We start from the raw sequence: 20,722 nt of genomic DNA on the forward strand, positions 1-20,722 counted from the left end.
AACGGCATCGACACGAAAAACTGACTACGCTGCGGGTATGTTCCATTCGACGGGTGGTACTCGCAGGTTCCCGACGCGTCGTCAGCGCCGCGCTGGTTGGCTCGCCTGCCTGGTGGTAGGCGGGCTGCTGGCCTTGGCGGCGCTGGTGCAGGCTTCCTCCGCCTCGCGGGCGCTGGTACTCACCCTCGATGACAGCATCAATCCGGCAACCCGGGACTACGTCGAACGCGGTATTCGCCAGGCCGAGTCGATGGGGGCCTCGCTCCTGGTCGTGGAACTCGATACGCCCGGGGGCCAGGTCGAGTCGATGCGCCGGCTAGCCCAGTCCATACTCGTCTCCGAGGTGCCGGTCGCGATCTACGTCACGCCGAGCGGGGCTCGCGCGGCCAGTGCGGGTACCTATCTGCTCTACGCGAGCCCGATAGCGGCGATGGCACCGGGTACCCATCTCGGCTCCGCCACGCCGGTGACGCTGGGAGACACGACGGGCGAGAACGCCAACGGCGAGGCGATGCACCGCAAGATGGTCGAAGATGCCGTGGCCACGATCCGCGGCTACGCACAACGCCACGGTCGCAACGCGGACTGGGCCGAACAGGCGGTGCGCGAGGCGGCCAATCTGGGGGCGCGGGAGGCGCTGGATCGCAACGTCATCGATCTGGTGGCCACGGATCTCGACGACCTGCTGGCGCAGCTGGACGGCCGGCGGGTGACGCTGGAAGACGGCACGCGCACGCTCTCCACCGAGGGTATCGAGGTCGTTCGGGAACTGCCGGACTGGCGCACCTCGCTGCTGTCGTTCATCGCCAATCCCACCATCGCCTACGGGCTGCTGCTGATCGGCTTCTACGGGCTGGTGTTCGAACTCGCCAGTCCCGGCACGATCGTTCCGGGCGTGGTCGGCGCCATCAGCCTGCTGCTGGGGCTGTTCGCCTTTCAGGTGTTGTCGATCGATCTGGCGGGGCTGGGACTGGTCCTGCTCGGCCTGGTGATGATCGTCGGCGAAGCCTTTCTGCCCAGCTTCGGAGCGCTCGGCGTGGGCGGTATCGCCGCCTTCGTGATCGGGTCCATCCTGTTGATGGAGGAGGCCAACAGTGCCGTGGCGTGGCCGTTGATCGGCGGCACCGCGCTGGTGGCGGCCGGTTTCCTGCTGTGGGGCGTGATACGCCTGATGGGGGTGCGCCGGCGGCTCCCGTTGACCGGTCGCGAGGAGCTGATCGGGGCCGAGGCGGTGGCGCTGGGGGACTTTGCCGCCGGGCGCGGCAAGGTGCTGCTGCATGGCGAGCGCTGGCGGGCCCGCGGAGAGGCCCGAATTCACAAGGGTGACAAGTTGCGGGTAACGGCACTGGACGGATTGACCGTCAGCGTCGAACCGACCGGCGTCGCGCGCCCGCCGACATCGAACTGAAACCGAGGCCCCACGCCCGTCGCCAGGACGAGGCGGAAGGCTGTCCTGCAGGAAGGAGACGAGATGATGTTCGCCTATCTGGTACCCGTGGTACTGCTGATTCTGCTGCTGCTGGCGTCGGTCCGGATCCTGCCGGAGTATCGCCGTGGCGTGGTGTTCTTCCTGGGGCGCTTCCAGGACGTCAAGGGGCCGGGGCTGTTCTTCCTGATTCCGGTGGTCCAGAAGATGCAGGTGGTCGACCTGCGCGTGATCACCATGGACGTGCCGGAGCAGGACGTCATCTCGCAGGACAACGTCACCGTGCGCGTCAATGCGGTGCTCTATTTCCGCGTCGTCGATCCGCAGAAGGCGATCATCCAGGTCGAGAACTACGTCAACGCCACCAGCCAGCTGGCGCAGACCACGCTGCGCTCGGTGCTGGGCAAGCACGATCTCGACGAGATGCTCTCCGAACGCGACAAGCTCAACGACGACATCCAGGAGATCATCGATACCCAGACCGAAGCCTGGGGGATCAAGGTCGCCAACGTCGAGATCAAGCATGTCGATCTCGACGAAAGCATGATTCGGGCGATCGCCCGTCAGGCCGAGGCCGAGCGCGAGCGCCGCGCCAAGGTGATCCACGCCGAGGGCGAACAGCAGGCGGCCGAGAAGCTGGTCGAGGCGGCCGACATCATGTCGCGCAATCCGGCGGCGCTGCAGCTGCGTTACCTCCAGACCATGAGTGACATGAGCAACAAGAACGCCTCCACCATCGTCTTTCCGCTGCCGATGGACATCATGGAAGCGTTCAAGACGATGAGGGGATTCTCCGGCGCGGCCGCCCCGAAGGAGGACGATTGATCGACGCTGGCGGACGCTGTCCGTCGCGGCGCCAGCGTGTATCCTGACGTCATCCTCAGCCGATTGAACCGGAGTCACGCTTGGCTACGTCACGACCTCTTCCGTCACGCCCGCCGTCCGCCCTGGCCATCTTCGATCTCGACGACACCCTGCTCGACGGCGATTGCACCCACCTCTGGCTGGAGTGGATCATCGCGTGTGGCTGGGTCGCCGATGGCGACAGCCTGCTGGCCCAGATGCGTGCCCACGACGAGCAGTACCATGCCGGCACGCTGGACATGACCGATCATCTGCGTTTCACGCTGGCGCCGCTCGTTGGCCGCTCGCGCCGGAGCGTTCGCGAGCAGGTCGAGGCGTTCGTCGAGTCTTCGGTCCGCCCGCGGCTGATGCGGCCCGGGGTGGAACGGCTGCAGCAGCATAGCCGGGATGGCCATGCCACTCTGGTGATTTCCGCCTCGATGCATCACCTGGTCGGACCCATCGCCGACGCCGTCGGGGCCGACGGGGCGCTGGCCACGCTGCCCGAGCTGGATGCCAGCGACTGTTTCACCGGCGAGCCCACCGGCATCCAGACCTACCAGCGCGGCAAGCTCGACGCCTTCGCCCAGTGGCTCGACGCCCACGACACCGGCTTTGCCGAAGGTTGGGAGACCTGGGGCTACAGCGACTCCTACAACGACCTGCCGCTGCTGGAATTCGTCGATCACCCCCACGCCACCCAGCCGGATGCCCGCCTGCGGGAGACCGCCGAGGCGCGCGGCTGGCCGATCCTGCAGTGGCGTTGATGCCCACGCGCGACCCCGGGACCGCGGATGGAAACGCGGGGTGACGGGGCCCCAGCGCTCGCTTTCTGCCATTCGTCTCGTATGGCGCTCCGCGCTCCTCTGCGCACTGGCGGGGTGGGCTGTCTTCACCCTGCCGTCGGCCGTGGCCGCACCGCTTTGGCTGGGAAGCGATATCCCCTATCGCGTCTGGAGCGACCCCACGGGGCGGCTCTCATTGCGTGAAGCCGTGTCCGAGATCGCGCGTCACGGAAAACCCGCGAGGGAGGTCCTGTCGCGGGGCTATACCCACGAGGTCGCGTGGCTGCGCTTCACCCTCGCGGCGGACGCTTTCGATGGCGCACCGCTGTGGCTGGAAATCAAGCCCAACTTTCTCGATGACATTCGCGTCTACTATCGCCCCCTGACGGGAAGCGGACCTTGGCACCAGCGGCGCGTCGGAGATACGCTCGCGGCGCCCAGAGGAGATCTGGATTATCGCTTTCCCGTTCTGAAAATAGCGCCGCCGCCGAGCGCGCCGGGCTACGAGATCGTGATGCGAGTCGCGACGACCAGTTCCCTGCTGCTGCGGCTTGGATTCTGGCAACCTGAGGAATTCATGATCCATGCCACGCGCTCGTCGGCCTACTACGCCTTCTACTTCGGGCTGGCAGGGCTCTCGACGCTGTTGGCGTTGGTACTGGCGATCCTCTTGCGCAACCGCCTGCTATGGTCGGTTGCCTTCATGGCCATTCCCTATGCCATGATGGCCTCGATAGAGGGTTTCGTCGCCTGGTCGCTGCCCGGACTGGGAATCCTGTTTCAGCATTACCTGATCAGTGTACTGGCCCTGCTCATGTCGGCATCCCTGTTGTGGATGCCGGTCGAAGCGATCGATCTGCGCGACCGCGTGCCGTGGCTCTATCGGACCTTTGTCGGGACCTGCTTCCTCTGCTTGCCGCTGATGCTGAGCATACCCTTGGGCTTCTACAGTCAGGCGATTCGCCTGCAGACGACGCTTCACTTTTTCATTGGCATTCTCTTTTTGATGTACTGCTTGCGTGTCTGGGGCAAGGAGGGGTTCAGAACGCTATCTTTCGCGTTGAGTATTGGACCCTTCATCGTTACGGCCTTGACACTCTACGGTCTGCTGGTACTGGCAGGTCGGGTGCCTTTCAAAATCGTCTTCTACCGTGCCTGGCAATATTCACTGGTGGTCAACATGCTGCTGGTCATGGGCGTGGCCGTTTACCAGGTGCGTATGCAATATCGCGAGGCCAGGGAGAAGAAGCGGCTGGCCAGAGACCTGATGATCGAACGCGAAGCGAGCTTCAACCAGCGTCAATTCATGGGTATGGTCGCCCATGAGTTTCGAACGCCTCTGGCGGTGATTTCTGGCTGTCTGGAGAACTTGCGCTACGCAACCGGCATGGCGCAGATACGTCAGCGCCACAGCCGCATCGAGAGAGCCAATGATCGACTCATTCAGTTGACCGATAACTGCCTCGTCGATGCCAGGCTCGATGCCGAAAACCTGCACCTCGACTGCCGGCCCGCCGATCTGGTCGAGATCGTGAACTCGGCGGTGGCGCTCATCCATTTCTCCGATCACCACAGCTGCCGGCTTGAACTCGAACACCTGGCATACGGCGCAGCGCAGGGCGGTATGCCGTCCGGCGAGCGACCCTGGATCGACGCCGCCCTGATGCGTATAGCGCTCTCCAACGTCATCGACAATGCGGTGAAATATAGTGCCGGTGGCATCATTCGGGTCGAGTGTCGGCGAGCCGGAGAGCGGTTCACGCTGGCGGTGGAAGATCGCGGTGGCGGCATTCCCCTGGACCAGGTCGACATCATCTTCGAACGCTACCGTAGAGCCGAATCCTCGACCGGCGCGCGCCCCGGATTCGGCTTGGGACTGCATGTCAGCCGCCAGATCGCGCGTGCCCACGGCGGTGAGCTGGCTCTCGTCGCCAACACATCGACAGGCTGTCGCTTCGTGTTCACGATGCCCTGGAAGGCAGGGAAAGGAGGTGGGGGGTGATCGAGTCGCTACCCAGAATCGCGGTCGTGGAGGATAACGAAGACCTCCGCGAAGAGCTGCTGTTCTATCTCAATCACAAGGGGTTCCCGGCCTGGGGGACAGGCAGTGCGGAGTCCTTCTGGAAGCTGCTGCATCGACAGGATGTCGATATCGTGCTCGTCGATCTGGGCTTGCCGGGGGAGGACGGATTCAGCATCGTCCAGTTTCTGCACGAGCTGCAGGGGTATGGCTCGATCGTGATCACCGCGCGGGGAGATCAGCAGGATCGCCTGCGCGGACTCAATCTGGGAGCCGACCTGTTTCTGGTCAAACCCATCAATTTCGCGCAGCTGGCAGACGCCTTGGTGCAATTGAATCGACGGCTCAAGCACGGCGCCACCACCGAGTCCCGCGCCGCCGAACCGGGCTGGCAGGGCTGGTCCCTGTCGCCATCCGGAGAACGTCTGCTCGGGCCCGGTGGCAAGGCGCTTCCGCTCTCTCGCCAGGAGAGCGCGCTACTGTCGATTCTATTGACGTCGACGAACCAGGTATTCACGCGGCAGGCGCTGCATGACCTCATGTTCGAGCATGCCGCAGAGCCGGATCTGCACCGCATCGACGTGATTCTGAGTCGCCTGCGGCAGAAAGCCCGCCGGGAGGATGTCCTCATTCCCATCCGTACGATCTTCGGGCGCGGTATCGTTTTCGCGGGGAGCGCGGGTTAGACCACGCGTCGAGGAATTCTAGCGACAGTCGGGCCGTCTCGATGTCACTTGTCACCAGTCCGAGAGCCACTGACAAGGGGACTGGTGCTACCCGTTCATACGCGCCATGTGCTTCCCGGACCTCAGGCGCGCTTCACCCGAAAGTCATCTGAGTTCGCTGGACACCCAGTGTGATATTTCTGGTCTTTTCGATTTTTCGCATGAAAGTGCGCTGCATTCGAGAGTTCTGAGAGAATCGAGACTGACGGTCACCGTTCGTTACATGTGACGCTCCGCCGCGGGGAACTATAAACCGTGGTGGAGATTATTTGTCATGAATCGAGTCTATCGAGTCGTCTGGAATCACAACAAAAAAACCTGGCAGGCGGCCTCGGAGGCGAGTCGCGCACGTCGCAAATCCGGCACCGACAAGCCAGCAGCGAGGGCTGGTGTCGCTCCCCGGGTGGCCAGCGGTATCGGTTTAGTGATGAGCTGCCTGATATCGAGCCCTGCCGCGTGGGCGGAGCAGTGCAGCTCTATCCCTTACAACACCGAGACCCACTGCACCATCAATGAGAACCAGAATGGTCAGGAGGTCGTCGCCTGGAACGCCGGTGGCACCGATTACACCGTCACTAATACGGTCGCCCAGACGCGCAGGCTGAGCGCGAATAAAGAGATATACGGCCTCTACTACTATGTCGGTGGCGGCACGCCATCCCGCGACAAGCATCCTGCGGGCTATCCGGCTGGCACCTTGACCATCAATAACGGGGTGGTCGACAAGGACGGCAACATTACTAACGATAGCGCCACCATCCATATCAGTGGCGACCTTTCCGGCAGTAACAACTTTCCGGAACATGTCTTCGCCATTCGTGCCCAGGGGACGGGTAGCAATGGGGTCGAGCCGGACGACCAGGGTGCCGATGGCGGCCGTGGCGGCGATGGCGGTTTCATCACGATCAACAACTACTCCGCTATCGAGATCGAGGGTAACGCCGACTTCGGTGGTATCGGCATGGTCGCGGGGCTGTTCGCGCAGAGCAAGGCGGGTAACGGTGGTCCCTTCAACAGTGCAGTGCTCGGTGATCAGTTGAGTGGCAACGGGGGAGATGGCAAGACCGTGACCGTTCTCAACCGGGCGCCGATCACCATCGGGTCGTCATCCGATGTCTTCGAGGGCAGCGATCTTGCGCGATTGATCAGTGCCGAGTCGATCGGGGGCCGCGGCGGCGATGGCGCGGATGGCACGGGCCAGGCGGGCGCCGGCGGTACCGGTGGCATGATCAGCGTGGTGAATCAGGCAGACCTTACGCTCTATTACCGTGAGAACGGCAATGGCGCCTACGGTGTGCAGGGGATATTCGCCCGCAGCAGCGGCGGCAATGGCAGCGGCTCGGAAGACAATAGCGATAACGGCGGCAAGGGCGAGGATGGCCGCGAGATCACGATCGACAACCGCGGTGACATCACTCTGGTCAAGACCGGCAATACGGCAATGGGTAGCTACGAGTCCGCCGGTATTTTGGCACTGTCCCATGGTGGCAACGGGGGAAACTCCCACGATGAGACCACAGGCGGCATCGGGGGGGCGGGTAGTGCCCAGCGCAATCAGGGAGAAGCGGATACCTCCGGCGTGACTGTGATCACCCACACGGCCGGCAGGATCGCGGTCTCGGGCGAGAACGTGAGTGGTATCGTCGCGCGCTCCTATGGCGGTAACGGTGGCAACGGCAACGGCCACAGCCAGTCGAAGGGGGGCACCGGCGGCTACGGCGGGAGAATTCAGCTGAATCTTCTGGACGATGGCACCGTCAAGACGGATGGCGATCGCGGCTACGGCCTGCTGGCGCAGTCGATCGGTGGCATCGGCGGCAGCAACGCGGGAACGGCCGGAAAAGGTGGCAACGGCGGCAGTGTCGGTGTCTACGCCACGTCGGGCACGCAGATCGAGACCCAGGGCGACTACGCCGCGGGTATCACGCTGCACTCGGTCGGCGGGGGCGGTGGGACGGGCGACGATTTCGTTGGCGTGCTCTTTGGTTCGGGAGGCAACGGCGGTAACGGCGGCAATGCCGAAAAAGCGACCACGACCAGCGGTGCCGATATCACCACGAGTGGCGATCACGCCTACGGATTTCTGGCTCAGGCCATCGGCGGCTCCGGCGGCACGGGAGGCATCAGTACCGGGGTGATATCGCTTGGCGGAAACGCCGGCGGCGGCGGATCCGCTGCCGATGTCGAACAGAATAATAGTGGCAACATCACCACCAGCGGCGACTACTCGATCGGCGTCCTCGCGCAGTCGATTGCCGGTGGTGGTGGTGCGGCGGGCGCCTCGGGGGGCGTCCTATCCGTTGGCGGTGCCGCCGGGGCCGGCGCGAACAACTGGCAAACCGCCTACGTCACCAATAGTGGAGACATCACGACATCGGGTAACGCCGCTTCGGGCATCGTCGCTCAGGCGATCGGCGGCGGCGGCGGGGTCGGAGGGGGAGCCGTCGGAATGGCGGCGGTCGGTGGCAGTGGCAGCAGTGGCGGCCAGGGGGGCAAGGCCGAGATCTTCGCCGTGGGGGGGACTGTCTCCACCGCTGGTGATCACGCCTATGGTCTGGTAGCCCAGTCGATCGGTGGTGGTGGAGGAAATGGTGGCGATGCCTTCGATGCCTCGGTGCTCGCCGGCATCGGCGTTGGCGGCTCGGGCGAGGCAGGTGGCAACGGTCTCACCGCCTGCGCGACCAACACCTACGCGGGTTGCAACGGCGTGCCAGTCACCACCGGACCTAACGGCCCGGCGGCCGATACCGGGTCGGCGGCGCCGCAGAGCGACGAGGGTAGTGCGATCGTCACCGGTGGCGATTTTTCTCATGGCGTGATCGTTCAGTCGATAGGGGGTGGCGGAGGCAACGGCGGCAGCGTCGATGCCGTCTCGGCGCTCTCCATTGCGACCTTGCAGATTGGCGGCGGCGGTTCCGGCGGCGGGGCTGGCGGTGATGCGAGTGGCTATTTCGATGCGCTGCAGCTATCGACGTCGGGCCAGAATGCCAAGGGCCTGATCGTTCAGTCCCTCGGCGGGGGCGGCGGCAATGGCGGCAATACGATGTCGCTCAATATCGGCACCCCCCTGGCCATTCAGATCGGTGGCAGTGCCGGTTCCGGCACTGTCGGTGGAAAGAGCTCACTTGACTTGATCGATAGTCTCGTGACGACCGCTGGCGCCAACGCTGGCGCGGTCCTGGTGCAGTCGATTGGCGGCGGTGGCGGCACCGGCGGCAGTGCGACGGGTTACGACGCCTCGGTCGGTCTGACCTTGAACAACTCGCTGGGTGGCAGCGGCGGTACCGGTGGTTCGGGCAATCAGGCCAGCGTGGCACTGGACGACACCCGAGTCCAGACGGGCTTCGACGCCAATGGCAACCCGCTCGGCGCCGACGCGGGTTCGTCTCACGGCATCACGGTGCAATCGATTGGCGGCGGCGGCGGCACCGGTGGCAGCTCGGTGGCCGATGCGTTGAGCGTGGCCGCGCCAACGGGTGAGGGAGAGTCGTTTGCCGTCGCTGTCAGTACCGCGCTTGGCGGGCTCAGCGGTGCCGGCGGTAACGGCGGTTCCGCGACCGCGTCGCTCGATGGTGCGTCAACGGTCATGACCGGCGGCGACGGCGCGCACGGCATTCTGGCGCAGTCGGTCGGCGGCGGCGGCGGCGACGGCGGTTCGGCCTCGAGTCTCGCCGGCTCTGTCGGTCTGGCCGATACGGCATCGGTCGATGTCTCGACCGCGCTCGGCGCTTCCGGCGGCGCCGGTGGCTCGGCCGGATCGGTCCATGTGACGCTCGCCGACAGCGCGCGTGTCGAGACCTACGGCGATAACGCCAACGCTATCGTGGCCCAGTCGATCGGCGGCGGCGGCGGCGATGGTGGCATCGGCAATTCGGGTGACAAGAAAATCGGCGGGGGTGTCAGCGTCAAGGCCAGTATCGGACTTGGTGGTCGCGGTGGTAGCGGTGGTGTCGGTCACGACGTCGATGTCAGTCTGGCCTCCGGCACATCGGTAGCCACCCATGGCTCGGGGGCCCGCGGTATCGTGGCGCAGTCGGTCGGTGGCGGCGGCGGTACCGGACAAGGCGGAACGATCGGTCTCGATGTCGGATTTTCGGTCGGTGGCGGCGAGGGCAGCGGAGACAAAACCCCGGAAGCCGAAGGGGGAGAGAGTTCCGCGACGCCCGAAGAGGGTAGCGATCCGACCGAGATCACCGCAGGCGTGAAACTCGCCGTGGGGGCCACGGGTGGCTCCGGCAATCTGGGCGGCGACATCGTCTCCAAGGGGGGCATCAACGGCAACATCACGACGCAGGGCGGCGACGCCGACGGCGTACTGCTGCAGTCGATCGGTGGAGGCGGTGGCCTGGCTGGTTCTGCCGGCAGCGACATCGGCGACGCTGATGATTCGAGCGACGACGATTCGAACGATGAGGAACCGATGACCTTCGGCCTGGCTGCGGCGGTTGGCGGCAATGGTGGCAGCGGCGGTCACGGCGGTGACATCGGCGGCGACTCGGCGCTCGTTTTCAATACTACGATCGCCACGCAGGGTGACTGGGCAGATGGCATCGTCTTGCAGTCGATCGGCGGCGGCGGCGGCACGGGAGGAACCGCGCTGGCGGCGGGCTCGGCGGCGAAGGCCGAACTCTCGATGGCGGTTGGTGGTCAGGGCGGCGCGGGCGGCGACGGCGGGACGATCAACACCTTCTTCAACGATACCGGCTCGCGGATGAAAATAACCACCTCTGGCTATGCCGCACACGGCATGCTGCTGCAGTCGATTGGTGGCGGTGGCGGTCAGTCCGGCGATGGCTCGGACAGTGCCAACGGCAAGATCTCCGTCGGTGGCGGCTTCGGCGCTTCCGGCGGTGCGGCGGGTGATGGTGGCAACATTACCATCGGCAGCGGCAGCTTCAGTCGCGTGGCGACCCTTGGCGACGACGCCTACGGTATCTTCGCCCAGTCCATCGGCGGCGGCGGCGGTGTGGGCGGTGCCGGCAGCACGACACAATCCGAAAAACGCCTCGATCTGGACCTCGAGGTGGCGGTCGGCGGACGCGGCGGTGCGTCGGGAAAAGGCGGTAAAGTCGGCCTGACGACGGGAACACAACTACAGACCTTCGGCGATCGTGCGTTCGGCATCGTCGCGCAATCCATCGGCGGTGGTGGCGGTGTGGGTGGTGCAGCCGACACCGATAGCCTGCTGAGCGTTGAACTGGGTTCCGACGCCGCGGGCGCCAGTGGTAACGGCGGACAGGTATCTCTTCATGTGACCAGTGGCAGCATCGCCACGTCCGGTGAGGGTGCCCACGCGATCATCGCGCAGTCGGTGGGCGGCGGCGGTGGTATCGCCGGTAACATCAGCGGCAATACCATCTCGACCAGCCGACCAGGATTTGGTGGCAAAGATGGACCCACAGGCGACGGTGGCAATGTCCAGGTCAACGTCAACGGCGACATCGCAACGTCAGGCGATGGGGCCTACGGCATCATCGCCCAGTCGATCGGCGGCGGCGGCGGCCTGTATGGTGGCAGCGACGGTGTGTTGCACGCGGGTTCCACGGGAAACAACGCTGGGGCTGGCGGGGCGGTTACGGTGACGCAAAGTGGTTCTCTGGTGACTTCCGGCACCAATAGTTACAGCATCTTCGCGCAATCCATGGGCCCGAAATACAACGGCCGGATCAGCGTGAGCGTCGATGGACAGGTCGTGGGTGGCAGCAAGAACGGTGCCGCCGTCGCATTCAGCGAAGGGCAGAACAACGTTCTGGACGTGGGCACGGGAGGCGTCGTCAGTGCCGGCGGTGGGACCGATGGCACGGTACGCGGCTCTGCGGTTCTGTTCGTTACCGAGGCCTCCTATCTGCCGACCCTGGCGATTCACAATCAGGGCGCCATTTATGGTGCCGTTCTCGCCTACGGTGGCACTCAGAGTACGGACGGCGGCGGCACGGTGTCCTCGAGCATGGCGCCGGCGAACACGCTGTCGACGGATGTAGCCAGCGCTGCCCAGGTGACATCCTTGGCGCTGCTGGCCGCGCCGCCCGGACCCAGCATTCAGGTCGACAACGCCAGCGGAGCGACCTGGCTGTTGGAGAACGTGTCGCAGGCGGACCTGGTCAACGCCGGGACCGTGGGCGTGCTCTCCTCCGTGGCAGAGGGTGGGGGCATTGGCAACACGGCCACGCTCGAAGGCGATTTCGAGCAGACCGAGAGTGGGCGATTGAGCGTGGCTGCCGACTTCGAGCGGGGTATTGCCGACCGTCTCGAGATTCAGGGGAACGCCACGCTCGCAGGCGAGTTACAAGTGCTCGCCTCGACCCTGGCACCGACCCAAGCGCTCGAGGTGTTCAGCGTTTCGGGCAGCACGACCGGTACCCTCGAGGCCGCTGATACCCCGGCGGTCGATTTCACCAGCGAGATCGTCGGCGGCAGCGCACGCATCCAGGTGGCGCGCACGCGCTTCGGTACGGCTTTCGCCGATCTCGACGCCAACCAGCGCGCGGTAGGCGAGCGGCTGGACGCGCTGTTTGTCGATGGCGCGACCAACGGCTTCGCGCCGCTGCTGGGTCAGGTCAATGCCCTCTCCATGAATGCTGATGGCGGTGCGAGCTACGCTCGGGGGCTGGCATCGATGTCAATGGGCAGCGCACAGGCGATTGCCGCGGCGCAGACGCTGCAGACGAGTGGCTGGCTGGATGATGCCATGAGCTGCGGCGCGCGCGCCGGCGCCGTGGTGTCGCGGGATGGTGGCCACTGTTTCTGGGCCGGTGTAGCCGACGCCAATATTAGCCAGGACGGCACCGGCGGGTATCGCGGTGACATTCACGGTGTCGGCTTCGGCGGCCAGATTCGCGTCGCGCCGGATTTGACACTCGGGTTCACCGCTGGCGGCGGCGATGCCGACGTGGATGGGCGCGACGGACTCTCCAGCGCCGATGGCACCTCTGGCTATGCCGGCGTGTCATTGACCCGTGACATTGGCAATCTGGCGCTTTCCGCTGGCTTGACCGGTAGCTACGGCGAATATGATACGGAGCGCCACATCCGGATCCCCGCGTTCGACGCCACGGCCGAGGGCACCACCGATATCACGACCGTCGGGGCACGCCTGCGCGCTGCCTATACGGCGTCGCTGGGCGCGGCCTACCTGAAACCGAAACTCGATCTCGACCTGGTGCACGTGCGCGCCTCGGGTTATGACGAGAATGGTGCCGGTATCCTGGATCTCGAGGTCGAGGAGAGTAGCCAGACGGCGTTGATCACGACGCCGGCGCTGGAGTTCGGGGCCGGCCTGTCAGTCGGAAATGCCTGGACGCTCTCCGGCTTTGGTGAGGCCGGGGTGAGTTTCTCCAGCGCGGATGAGTGGGAGAGCCGTGCCGACTTCAAGGGTGCGGAGAGCGCTTCACGCTTCAGCTCGACCGTCTCCATGCCAGATACGCTGGCCAAGTACGGCGCCGGTGTATCGCTGGCAAGCGATAGCGGCTTCGAGGCGCGTCTGGAGTATCGCGGTGCCAACGGAGACGGTTACCGAAGCGATGGAGGCTTCTTGAAACTGTCGAAAACGTTCTGATCGGCAAATCGCAGAATGCCACACAACGGGCGCCGAAATGGCGCCCAACTTTTGGCGTGACCCGTCGATTCGGCCGGGCATGCCAACATCATTGAAATAACTCATCACGCCCATGCATTGTATCGTTGGTAACTCGGGTATATCTTATCAACCAAGGTTTAAATTGATAACCGGGGCGTAATCGCGCCGGTTCGTTGACGAATTCCAGGGTTCCATCGTGTCCGACAGCGTTATCGAGTCCCGCAACGGGAGCGAGGCAGTGCAAGCCGGCGGCCGCCGTCGATCGGCGCTGTCGCGCTTCCTACCGTTCTTCGGCCCCGCCATGATCGCGGCGGTGGCCTACATTGACCCAGGCAACTTCGCCACCAACATCGAAGCGGGTTCACGTTACGGCTACGTTCTGCTGTGGGTCGTGCTGTGGGCCAATCTGATGGCGATGCTGATCCAGACGCTGTCGGTTCGCCTCGGCCTGGCGACGGGCAAGAATCTGGCGGAGATGATCCGAGAGCGCTATCCGCGGCCGCTGGTGTGGTTCTACTGGGTCCAGGCCGAGCTGGTGGCGATCGCCACCGACCTGGCGGAATTCCTCGGTGCCGCACTGGCCTTCAACCTGCTGTTCGGCATGTCGATGCTCGAGGGGGCACTGCTCACCGGGGCGATCACCTATGCGGCGCTCTACATGCAGCGATTCGGTTTCCGCCTGCTCGAGATCATCATCGGCAGCATGCTGATGGCGGTGGCGGCAGGGTTCGTGATCCAGATCGTCATGGGGCGGCCCGACGCCGCGCCGGCGCTACAGGGCTTGCTGTTGCCGCAGTTCCCGGATGGCTACGCGGTGTTCCTGGCCGCAGGCATCCTCGGCGCGACCGTGATGCCGCATGTCATCTATCTTCACTCGTCGCTCTCCCAGCGCCGGGTGGCGACCCACAGCGACGAACAGCGCCGCCGCGCGATGCGCTACTACCGCTGGGACGTGATCATCGGCATGGGGGTCGCCGGGATCATCAACCTGTCGATGCTGGCACTGGCGGCGGCGGTCTTCTTCGATAACGGCCGGACCGGCATCGCGTCGATCGAGCAGAGCTATCAATTGCTGGCGCCACTGATGAACCGGGACCTGGCCAGCACCCTGTTCGGTTTCACCTTGCTGATGGCGGGGCTCTCCTCATCGATCGTCGGCACGATGGCGGGGCAGGTGGTGATGCAGGGGTTCGTCGGCTTCACCATTCCGATGTGGCTGCGGCGTCTGTTGACCATGCTGCCGGCGATCGCGGTGATCATGCTGGGATTCCCGGAGCAGCAGGTGCTCGTCGCCAGCCAGGTCGTGTTGAGTTTCGGGATACCCTTCGCGCTGGTTCCCCTGATCCACTTCACCGCACAGCACCGGGTGATGGGGAATCTGACCAGCCGTGGCTGGGTGACCGCACTGGGATGCGTCATCGCCGCGATCATCATCTTGCTGAATGGTTATGTGTTGGCCTTCGAGTTGCTGTAGGCTCTCAGGGGACGCGCGCGCAAGCGCCCGACAGACTCTCGCCGCCCATCACTTCAGCCCGTCGATGAGAACATCATGCCAGTAACGCCACGTCCACGTTATGCCCGTTTCGAGCGCACTCGCCTCGACCATCAGCAGGAGCTGGTGGAAGACTACGTGGAGGAGATCGCTCAGCTTCATCGCGATCACGGCGAGGCCCGGGCCAGTGACCTGGCCGAGCGTTTCGGTGTCAGTGCCGCTGCCGTTTCCAAGGTGATCGCCAGGCTCAAGCGTGACGGCCTTGCCGAGGCGCGCCCCTATCGCGGCGTCTTCCTCACCGCAAAGGGGAGCGAACTGGCCGAGAAGGTCGAGGCCCGCCACCAACTGGTGCTGTCGACCCTGCTGGCACTCGGGGTGCCACCCCACGTGGCCGAAGCCGATTCCGAGGGAATCGAGCACCACTGCAGCGATGCCACTGTCGAGGCGATGCAGCGGTTTCTGGAAGCGCACAACCGCTGAGGCCTCGAAGCGACAGTGGCGATTCTACTCCGTGGATCGCGGCTGGGAACTTTTCGACGCTAGTGGTAGACTCCCGCGCCTCGAGACGATCGATCATTCAACGACGCGCCTGCCGCGCTCGACAGGGTCCGACTCCATGCAAGCCCTTTTTGCCAACACCATCGCCGGTATGACGCCACCCTAGCGTTACGCCCCCGTCCCGGCGTGCCCTCGGCACCCGTCTGGCTGTCCCGACCCCCGTGGTCGGTCGATGGCATCGTTTCGTCGCTCCTATCCCACTCAAAGATTCGCCGCGAATGCGTGGCGGTCGGCCGACAGCGCCCTGTGTCCGATGTCCCCCGACGATGGATGTCGACCACCGAAGGTTCGTCTTGTCGAGACGGACAGGCGAGGTCCCTGGCCGCCCAACGTGGCTCATGACAGAGAACTGCCCATGCTTGAGCTGATCAGAAAACACTGGCTATCCAACGTCCGCGCCGACGTGCTCGCCGGCACCGTGGTTGCCATGGCGCTGATACCGGAGGCGATCGCGTTCTCGATCATCGCCGGCGTCGATCCCAAGATCGGCCTCTACGCTTCGTTCTCGATCGCCGTGGTGATCGCCTTCACCGGGGGCCGGCCGGGGATGATCTCCGCCGCCACCGGCGCCACCGCGCTGCTGATGGTGACCCTGGTTCGCGATCACGGCCTCGAATACCTGCTGGCGGCGACGCTGCTGACAGGGGTGATCCAGATCGTGTTCGGCTACCTGCGCCTGGGCGAGTTGATGCGCTTCGTGTCGCGTTCGGTGGTGACGGGGTTCGTCAATGCGCTGGCCATCCTGATCTTCATGGCCCAGCTGCCGGAGCTGACCAACGTCACCTGGCACGTCTACGCCATGACCGCTGCCGGGCTCGGTATCATCTACCTGTTTCCCTACCTGCCGGTCATCGGCAGAATGCTGCCGTCGCCGCTGGTCTGCATCGTAGTGCTGACGATCGTCTACATGGTCAGCGGCATGGACATCCGTACCGTGGGTGACATGGGCGAGCTGCCCGACTCCCTGCCGGTCTTCCTGTGGCCCGATGTGCCGCTCAATCTCGACACCCTGATGATCATCCTGCCGTATTCGCTGGGCATCGCCGTGGTCGGCCTGCTGGAGTCGATGATGACCGCGACGATCGTCGACGAGCTGACCGACACCTCCAGTGACAAGAATCGGGAGTGCAAGGGCCAGGGCGTCGCCAACATCTTCTCCGGCCTGCTCGGCGGCATGGCCGGCTGCGCGATGATTGGCCAGTCGGTGATCAACGTGAAGTCCGGCGGGCGCACGCGGCTGTCGACGCTGATCGCCGGCGCTTTCCTGTTGATCCTGGTGGTCTTCCTCGGCGACTGGGTCTCGCAGATCCCCATGGCTGCGCTGGTGGCGGTAATGATCATGGTGTCGATCGGCACGTTCAGCTGGGAGTCGGTGGTCAATCTGCGCCGTCATCCGATGTCGACCAACATCGTCATGCTGGCCACCGTGGCCGTGGTGGTCACGACCCACAACCTGGCGATCGGCGTCTTGGTCGGCGTGCTGCTGGCGTCGCTGTTCTTCGCCAACAAGGTGGGGCAGATCCTCTACATCGGGAGTCGCATGGACGACGACGGCAAGACACGCAACTATGATGTGGTCGGCCAGGTGTTCTTCGCTTCCTCGACCCGCTTCAATGCCGGATTCGATTTCAAGGAGGCGGTCGAGCGCGTGACGATCGATGTCTCCCGTGCCCACTTCTGGGATATCACGGCGGTCGAGGCACTGGACAACGTGGTGATCAAGTTCCGTCGCGAGGGGGCCGAGGTCGAAGTGGTGGGCATGAACCAGGCCAGCGCCACCCTGGTCGATCGTTTCGGAGTACACGACAAGCCGGATGCGGTGGAAAAGCTGATGGGGCACTAGACTTTGGCCACGAGCCACGAGCCACGAGCCACGAGCCACGAGCCACGAGCCACGGGCCACGGGCCACGGGCCACGAGCCACGAGCCACGAGCCACGAGCCACGAATACGGATGTCAATCGATCTCGAATCGTGCGATGCCTATCCGGCAGACGATAGTGCAGAGGAGAACGCCATGAGTGAACGTCAGGTTCTGGCCTGCATCGACGACTCCCGCCACGCTTTTGCGGTCTGCGCCGCGGCTGCCTGGGCCGCCGAGCGCATCGGCGCGCCGCTCGAGTTGATGCATGTGCTGAGCAGGGCGCCAAGTCCTGGCGTCACCGATGCCAGTGGGCAGATCGGGCTCGGCAGTCGTGAGCATCTGCGCGAGCAGCTCACCGAACTCGACGAGCGGCGCGCCAAGATTGCCCAGCAGCATGGCCGCGAGTTGCTCGAGTCGGCACGGGCCCAGGCCGAGCGCCTGGCGCCGGGGACCACGGTTTCGACCGCGCTGCGACACGGCGAACTGCTCGAGTCGCTGATGGAACGCGAGTCCCAGACACGCCTGGTGGTGCTGGGCAAGCGCGGCGAATCCGCCGACGAAGCCCTCGAGCACCTGGGCAGCAATCTGGAACGGGTCGTGCGCACGCTGCACACCCCGATTCTGGTGACCCCGCCCGAGTTCCAGCCGCCCACGAGGCTATTGCTGGCGTTCGATGGCGGCCGGACGACCCGCAAGGGGGTCGAGATGATCGCCGCCAGCCCGCTGCTCAATGGCCTGGTCTGCCACGTGGTCATGATCGGCGCCGGTACCGACGACCAGCGGGCCCAGCTCGAGTGGGCGCTGGAGCGGCTGCGGCAGGGCCATGTCGACGCCCAGGGCGCTATCCTGGCGGGGGACGTGGACGAAGTGCTCGCCGACTACGCGGATCACCAAGGGGTCGACCTTACGATCATGGGGGCCTACGGCCACTCGCGGATTCGTCATCTGCTGGTCGGCAGCACCACCACCGCCATGCTGCGACACGCGCGGACCGCAACGCTTATACTGCGCTGACCGACCACCACGGCGGATCACCGCCGCCGTGGTGCATTCATTGCCACTGGCGCTACCCGCCGCCTCGACAGGAGTGATTCCATGACCATCCAGCGCCACGATCCGCAGACCCGCATGAGCCGGGCGGTGATCCACAACGGCGTCGCCTATCTCTGCGGCCAGGTGGCGGGCCCCGAAGCCCGTGAGGGAGATATCACCGCCCAGACGTTGAGCATGCTCTCCCGCGTCGAGGCGCTGCTGGAAGAGATCGGTTCGGATCGGGAGCATCTCCTCTCCGCCACCCTCTATCTGGCTGACGGCGACGATTTCGCGGCGATGAATGCGGTCTGGGATGCCTGGATTCCCGAGGGTCATGCGCCAGCGCGTACCTGTATCACGGCACCGATGCCGGCCCAGGCGTTGCGGGTGGAGATCACCCTGACAGCCGCGATCAAGTAGCGCGGCGGTCAGGCGTCGTCGCGGGAGGGCGGTGCCGGCTGGTGTTGCAGAAAGCGCGACAGCCGGTCCGCCTGGCTCTCGCCGACCTGGCACAGCTGCCAGGCGATCTCGGCGTACTGCATCAGCGTGGGCAGCATCAGCTGCAGCCGGTGAGTGTCGTTCTGGTGTCGTTCGGCCTCGGCATCGAGCCACTCGAAGAGCCTGGCCAGGCGGGTGTAATTGACGTCGCCGCGACCCCGGTTGCCGCGCAATGCATCGATCGCCAGGCAGCGCATCACGCTGCGCTTGTTGGGGTCGAGGCTCTCCTTGTCGAGTAGCGCCTCGGCGTGCTGCACGAACTGCCCCATCAACTGCGACAGCTCCGCCGCTTCCAGTTGGCGCCGAACCGCATCCTGGCTTTCGATCAGCGCCTGCTGCTGGCGAGTCAGCCCTCTGACCAGGACCACCAACTGCACGCAGAGCCAGCCGGCCAGCACCAGGGTCAGCAGATAGATGCCCAGCGGCGCCAGCGCCTCGGCCGGCAGTGGCCAGCGAAGTTCGCTGGCCAGCACGCCGCCCGCGGCCAGCGCCAGTAGCACGATGATGATCAGGGCGATGGAAATGCCGGATTTCATGCCGATGTCCAATCAGGGAGAGTCGTTGCTGCCATGGCGCTTTATCGGCACGGGATCGCTGTTTCTTGAGCACACGCTAAAGTAGCGCCCTGGCCGCGCTTAGATCATGCCGCCATTCACCGCGATCACCTGGCGGGTGATGTAGCCGGCGTCCCGCGAGCACAGGAAACTGACGGTGCCAGCGACCTCCTCGGCCGATCCGGTGCGCTGCATGGGGATCAGCTTGCGAACCTCCTCCTTCGGCAGCGCTTCGGTCATCTCGGTCTCGATCCAGCCCGGTGCAACGCAATTGACCGTGATCCGACGCTTGGCCAGCTCGACGGCGAGCGCCTTGCTGGCGCCGATGATCCCCGCCTTGGCGGCGCTGTAGTTGACCTGGCCGCGGTTGCCCGTCAATCCGGACATCGACGAGAGCGCGACGATACGACCGGGCCGGCGACGCTGGATCATCGGCATGACCAGCGGATGCAGGACATTGTAGAAACCGTCGAGGTTGGTCCGCAGCACGCTGTCCCACTCCTCGCCCGCGAGGGCCGGGAAAGGCCGGTCCGCGGTGATGCCAGCGTTGCAGATCACGCCGTAATAGCAGCCGTGTTCAGTGATGTCCGCCTCCAGCACTGCCTGGACCGTCTCCCGCGCCGTCACGTCGAAATGGATCACGCGGGCGCGGCGGCCCTCGGCTTCGATCCCGGCTCGGACCGCCTCGATATCGTCGCCCGGGCGGCGGCAGTGCAGTACCAGGTCGAAGCCGTCGCGGGCCAGGCGTGTGGCGATCGCCTTGCCGATGCCGCGATTGGCGCCGGTGACCAGAATCGTCTCGGGATGTTGATGTTCCATGAAGCCTCGGTAGCAGAACGGCGAATGGGTGGGTCGGGAGCTCAGGCGTCGCCCGGCGTCGGCATCGAATCGGGGCGATAGAGCGTCAGGCTGCCGTGAGCCAGCGGTGGTTCGCCAGTCTCGGCCCGGCGCAACTCGCCGCTGACCTGGGTAATGCCGTTGTCGGCGACGAAGTCGACGGTGATCGTTACCTGGATTCGCTGATCGAAGGCGAAGACGGGTACCCGGGCCTGGTAACGTCTGGCCCCGAGCAGCAGTCCGGGCGCCGGTGTGGCGGTCGAGCCGGAGGCCCGGAAGCCGGCCCAGGCGGCAACGGTCTGGGCCAGCCATTCGACCCCGACCCAGGCGGGGATGCCGTCGGTCTCGGCGAACAGGTCGTCGTGCCGCGTCCACGTCTCGGCGGTGGCGCCACCGTCGCTGGCGGCGATCAGCCGGGTCAGCAGGCACATGCGCCTGGCGTGCGGTATCAAGGGCTCGACGGCGCAGGGCAGGCTAGCCGCAATGGATGGATTCAAGATGGCAATCGCTCTC

General features: G+C 65.0%; 14 protein-coding genes. 11 read left to right on the top strand and 3 right to left on the bottom strand.

Translation table 11 applies throughout. The features are described 5' to 3' along the window. Nucleotides 1–37 precede the first annotated feature (37 nt). The 11 genes from AAGT95_RS10545 to AAGT95_RS10595 all read left to right on the top strand — a co-directional run bounded on the left by AAGT95_RS10545 (nt 38) and on the right by AAGT95_RS10595 (nt 18,740). Nucleotides 38–1,408 carry a nodulation protein NfeD gene (locus tag AAGT95_RS10545; protein ID WP_342596460.1) on the top strand — a complete coding sequence of 457 codons (1,371 nt, stop codon included), beginning with the start codon at nt 38–40 and terminating at the stop codon, nt 1,406–1,408. 63 nt (nt 1,409–1,471) lie between these two features. Further along, nucleotides 1,472–2,251, top strand: coding sequence for a slipin family protein (locus AAGT95_RS10550; protein WP_110602681.1), 780 nt, complete (start codon nt 1,472–1,474; stop codon nt 2,249–2,251). A gap of 80 nt (nt 2,252–2,331) precedes the next feature. Further along, nucleotides 2,332–3,036, top strand: coding sequence for an HAD-IB family hydrolase (locus AAGT95_RS10555; protein ID WP_342596461.1), 705 nt, complete (start codon nt 2,332–2,334; stop codon nt 3,034–3,036). Nucleotides 3,037–3,076: 40 nt separating this feature from the next. After that, nucleotides 3,077–5,056, top strand: coding sequence for an ATP-binding protein (locus AAGT95_RS10560; protein WP_342596462.1), 1,980 nt, complete (start codon nt 3,077–3,079; stop codon nt 5,054–5,056). Beyond that, entirely contained in the window at nt 5,053–5,760 is a 708-nt protein-coding gene (locus AAGT95_RS10565; protein ID WP_342596463.1) for a response regulator transcription factor, read from the top strand. Before AAGT95_RS10560 ends, AAGT95_RS10565 begins: the two co-directional genes overlap by 4 nt. A 313-nt stretch (nt 5,761–6,073) precedes the next feature. Further along, a complete protein-coding gene (locus AAGT95_RS10570; RefSeq protein ID WP_342596464.1) occupies nt 6,074–13,354 on the top strand; it encodes an ESPR-type extended signal peptide-containing protein in 7,281 nt (2,426 codons plus the stop codon). Between the two features lie 217 nt (nt 13,355–13,571). Next, complete coding sequence (locus AAGT95_RS10575) at nt 13,572–14,849, top strand: Nramp family divalent metal transporter (RefSeq protein WP_240612452.1); 1,278 nt, start codon at nt 13,572–13,574, stop codon at nt 14,847–14,849. A 75-nt stretch (nt 14,850–14,924) separates the two neighbouring features. After that, nucleotides 14,925–15,347 carry a manganese-binding transcriptional regulator MntR gene (gene mntR / locus AAGT95_RS10580; protein WP_110602687.1) on the top strand — a complete coding sequence of 141 codons (423 nt, stop codon included), beginning with the start codon at nt 14,925–14,927 and terminating at the stop codon, nt 15,345–15,347. 433 nt (nt 15,348–15,780) lie between these two features. Then, nucleotides 15,781–17,268: a SulP family inorganic anion transporter gene (locus tag AAGT95_RS10585; protein WP_110707689.1), complete on the top strand. Its 1,488-nt coding sequence runs from the start codon at nt 15,781–15,783 to the stop codon at nt 17,266–17,268. A gap of 173 nt (nt 17,269–17,441) precedes the next feature. Then, on the top strand, nt 17,442–18,302 hold the full coding sequence (locus AAGT95_RS10590; RefSeq protein WP_342596465.1) for a universal stress protein: 861 nt from the start codon (nt 17,442–17,444) through the stop codon (nt 18,300–18,302). A gap of 81 nt (nt 18,303–18,383) precedes the next feature. Beyond that, nucleotides 18,384–18,740, top strand: coding sequence for a RidA family protein (locus tag AAGT95_RS10595; protein ID WP_110602691.1), 357 nt, complete (start codon nt 18,384–18,386; stop codon nt 18,738–18,740). An 8-nt stretch (nt 18,741–18,748) separates the two neighbouring features. On the opposite strand, the gene AAGT95_RS10600 is transcribed toward AAGT95_RS10595, so the two are convergent. The 3 genes from AAGT95_RS10600 to AAGT95_RS10610 form a co-directional block, all read right to left on the bottom strand. Further along, complete coding sequence (locus AAGT95_RS10600) at nt 18,749–19,354, bottom strand: hypothetical protein (protein WP_157958161.1); 606 nt, start codon at nt 19,352–19,354, stop codon at nt 18,749–18,751. Between the two features lie 99 nt (nt 19,355–19,453). After that, nucleotides 19,454–20,191, bottom strand: coding sequence for a 3-oxoacyl-ACP reductase FabG (fabG, locus tag AAGT95_RS10605; protein WP_110602694.1), 738 nt, complete (start codon nt 20,189–20,191; stop codon nt 19,454–19,456). 41 nt (nt 20,192–20,232) lie between these two features. Beyond that, nucleotides 20,233–20,706, bottom strand: a complete 474-nt coding sequence (locus AAGT95_RS10610; protein WP_342596466.1) for a hypothetical protein — start codon at nt 20,704–20,706, stop codon at nt 20,233–20,235. Nucleotides 20,707–20,722 lie beyond the last annotated feature (16 nt).

Origin of the sequence: Salinicola lusitanus, assembly GCF_038648475.1 — a bacterium.
Classification (GTDB): domain Bacteria; phylum Pseudomonadota; class Gammaproteobacteria; order Pseudomonadales; family Halomonadaceae; genus Salinicola; species Salinicola lusitanus.